This is a genomic window from Streptomyces sp. NRRL F-5122 (assembly GCF_001507435.1).
Lineage (GTDB): Bacteria > Actinomycetota > Actinomycetes > Streptomycetales > Streptomycetaceae > Streptomyces > Streptomyces lannensis.
Genome location: NZ_LMWH01000042.1, coordinates 1 through 3,328, shown reverse-complemented (window position 1 = coordinate 3,328; position 3,328 = coordinate 1). Strand labels below are relative to the sequence as shown.

Annotated in this window: 2 protein-coding genes and 1 pseudogene; all 3 read right to left on the bottom strand. The window is 63.3% G+C overall.

Annotated features, from left to right (window positions below):
* Nucleotides 1-746: 746 nt before the first annotated feature.
* On the bottom strand, nucleotides 747-1,664 hold the full coding sequence (locus ADL25_RS07625; RefSeq protein WP_059126889.1) for an NADP-dependent oxidoreductase: 918 nt from the start codon (nucleotides 1,662-1,664) through the stop codon (nucleotides 747-749).
* Between the two features lie 483 nt (nucleotides 1,665-2,147).
* Nucleotides 2,148-2,318 carry a hypothetical protein gene (locus tag ADL25_RS49695; RefSeq protein ID WP_199839124.1) on the bottom strand — a complete coding sequence of 57 codons (171 nt, stop codon included), beginning with the start codon at nucleotides 2,316-2,318 and terminating at the stop codon, nucleotides 2,148-2,150.
* An 824-nt stretch (nucleotides 2,319-3,142) separates the two neighbouring features.
* A pseudogene (locus tag ADL25_RS07620) lies at nucleotides 3,143-3,328 on the bottom strand (dihydrolipoyl dehydrogenase); the annotation flags it as partial.

Below are 3,328 nucleotides of genomic sequence, written 5' to 3'. Positions count from 1 at the left end.
GCCAAGGCCGATGAGTCCGATCTGCATGTCAGTTCACTTCTTCCTGAGCTCGCGGTACTTGGCGACGAGGGCTTGGGTGGAGGTGTCGAGGCCGGGGACGTCCGCGCCTTCGGTCAGCGTGGGCTCGACGTCTTCACATGTCGGCTGCACCTGGGGGAACCGAACGACCGGTGAAGATTCATAGTCACGTTGGCGGCCCTCTGTCTGGCATGACTCCTGAACGAATCCAAGCCATCGCGCGGATGTCTGCTGACCGCGACGGCACCGCCCAGATTGTGCGGTCGTTCGAGGTCGGCCTTTCGAGCGCCTCACGCGCCCACACAAAGCACGACTAGGAGACAGCTGTTACCACGCGATAAGGCCGTGAGCGTCAGGGTGAAGACAGCGACGCGGGTATCGACGCTACCGATGTTCGTCCGCGGTCGACCGTCCGGGTCCACCGACGACTTCGCCCAGTTGAGCTCGATCGGAAACGACGACGAAGGTAACCCCCACACCGTGGGCGGGGCGCGTCTCGGGAGGCCCCGCAATGATCACCAGCGTTCAGCTGACGCGGCTCGGGCTTACGGATCGCCCCGATATCTCCGCCAGGGACGTCGATGCATACGCGAGTCCTGGTAACGACGGGTCCTAACCGCATAGACCACGGACCCTCGTCGGCGGTGTGGCGCGGCTACATCACGAGTGACGCGAGACGAGACCCCCATTACGACGACGTTACGGGGGCCTCTGCTGTCTCTGAGTCTCTATGGGCGAACCTGGATAATCGTCTTGCCCTTGATCCGCTCGGTCGGATTGAAGGCGGCGACGGCATCGTCGAGGTCAGCCACGTTGGCGATGTTTGTTCGCAGTCGTCCATCCCGGACCCTCTGAACAATCTCACGCAGTTGGGCGCGATCGGACTCGACGACGAAGTCGATTGCCAGGCCGTCAGCAGGGCGCGCCTCCGGCGGTCCGGCGATGGTCACCAGCGTCCCTCCAGCGCGAATCACGCCCACAGATCGCTTCCCGATGTCTCCGCCAATGATGTCGAACACCAGATCGACCTTGCCGACATTTTCCAGGGTGTCGCTGTCGAGGTCGATGAACTCCTTGGCGCCGAAGTCGAGCGCCGTCTGGCGATCAACTGTGCGCCCGGTGCCGATGACATAGGCACCCGCCTCTCGTGCGAGCTGGGTCACCATCGATCCGACTCCGCCGGCCGCACCATGCACCAGGATGCTCTGCCCTGCCTGCAGACGGCCGTGATCGAACAGACCCTGCCACGCGGTCAGGCCGGAGATCGGTAGGGACGCGCCTACTGTGAAGTCGACATCGCCCGGCAGCGGTGCGAGGTTGCGTGCCTCGACGGCCACGTACTCCGCGAGTGTGCCGTCGCGGGTCCAGTCTGTCAGGCCGAATACCCTTTGCCCCACCGACAGCCCCGTCGTGCCGTAGCCAAGGGCGGTGACCACTCCGGCCAGCTCGTGCCCGGGAATCGAAGGTGTCCGGTCACGGCCGAGGCGATCAGTCCAGTTCGAGGGCCACGACAGCTCGCCTGGGGTGAATCCCGACGCATGAACCTGAATAAGGGCGTCGTTCCCCGCCGCTTCCGGTTCCGGTCGCTCTACCAGCGTCATCCCGGCCGTTCCCGCAGCCTGATCCGTCACCACAATGGCTTTCATCCTGCACCTCGCTATATCCAGTCCATGCCCGCGCGGGACTCTCGCTTTACCAGTAATAGCGGCGCCAGACCTCAGTGTCTTACCAAGCCAATCGGTCGGCATCGAAGACACTTACACCCAGAAGAAGGGCACCCAGTCAGTCGGGGTGACCTTCCTGTATTCGGGGCTGCCTGGCGATGTCCGCACCTCCCAGACCATGGGAATGCTCACCTACTCCACCGCCGTTGGGCACGCCTACCGTTGTCTGTATCTGCACGTGGGAATGGACGGACGATCGCAACCGGTCTCGTGCGGTCGAGGTGCCTAACGCCCCAATCGACCGCCTGCACGCTCGCTGGGTTGAAGTCGATCCGCAACGGTAAGCCTGTATGGGAGTGATCTTCATAGGCCGTTTCCTCGACCTGGGTATCGGCTCCTTCTACCCGATGACGGCAGCGCGCCGATCCAGGTTGGACGGAATCTGGGAGCATCCACGCAGTCACGTCACCATGTCGGCCCGTCCAGCGTTGTACGGACGGGCAGGGCGCTGGCCGACGTCCAGGGCATCACCCGGGACAGGTCACGGTGTATACGGTCGGCTTCACCGCGTACCTGGTTGGGGACGTCGCCCCGTTCGGCGACGAGGCGGCTGAAGATGGGGGTTTCCTGGAACACAGTTGCAGTCTCTTTCTGCGGGTGGCTGGCCGTGGATGGGGCGGTGTGGGTGAGGCTGCCGAACTGCTTTATCACGTAGGTGGGTCCCGGCCTACCCTCGGCATGGGACGACTACACAACCCCGCCCGCAGCACCGCCCCGCAAGGAGTGGCCGGAACTTCACAACACCCGCTTACTGGTCATCATTTAGGGCGTGCAGAAGAACGACACGCTGATTCCGGTTCTGGGGCCGATCGTTGTAGTAGGCCTCGGCGACCAGGAAAGACGCGGCGCCAGCCGTCGCTGTAGTGCGTGATGTCCATGACGGCGGTCAGGCAGATCCTGCAGCTCAGCGAACCGCTTACCACATGACTGCGCCCGCGAATCGGACATCAGCGTGTTGTTCTTCTGCACGCCCTTACGACCTCATGCACGATAGGAGTTGACGCTCTCCTAACCTGGAATCCATGCTGATCACAGCCGCGCCTCTTGACAGCAGACTGCACTGGCGTTCCCACATTCTTATCGCGCACAAGGTCGTTAGGGCTCGCAGAGAATTAACTTGTGGGCTCCGGGACTTGACATCCCAGGTTAGCGCGATACCTGCCCGCATGTTGTTCTTCGGCAAGCCCTTAGGCACCAAGACCCACTACCGCAGGCGTACGGCAGCCAGCCACGGAAATTGCCCTGCTGTCACGCAGAGGAACCTCTTCAAGCTGCATGCCAGCCGCTCCACCACTGCCTCCAGGACCCCACGCTGTTGTACGAGCAAACCGCCTTCCCCGGCGAACTCTCCACCGCTACTTGGCAGGTTGAGCACCTAAGGTGTCTGTGCGGCCACCGTATTAGTCGTAGGTGTGGAGGGGCTTGCCGGCGAGAGCGAGGTGGGCCTCGCCGAGCGCCTGGTTCTGCGTCGGGTCGGCATGGATGAACTGGGCCACCTCGGCCGGCAGCGCCTCCCAGTTGTAGATCAGCTGCGCCTCGCCGACCTGCTCGCCCATGCGGTCGCCGACCATGTGGACGCCGACCAC

What these genes read in the sequence shown, in the direction of transcription:
- ADL25_RS07625 (WP_059126889.1), bottom strand. Translation starts at nt 1,664, where the DNA reads ATGAAAGCCATTGTGGTGACGGATCAGGCTGCGGGAACGGCCGGGATG.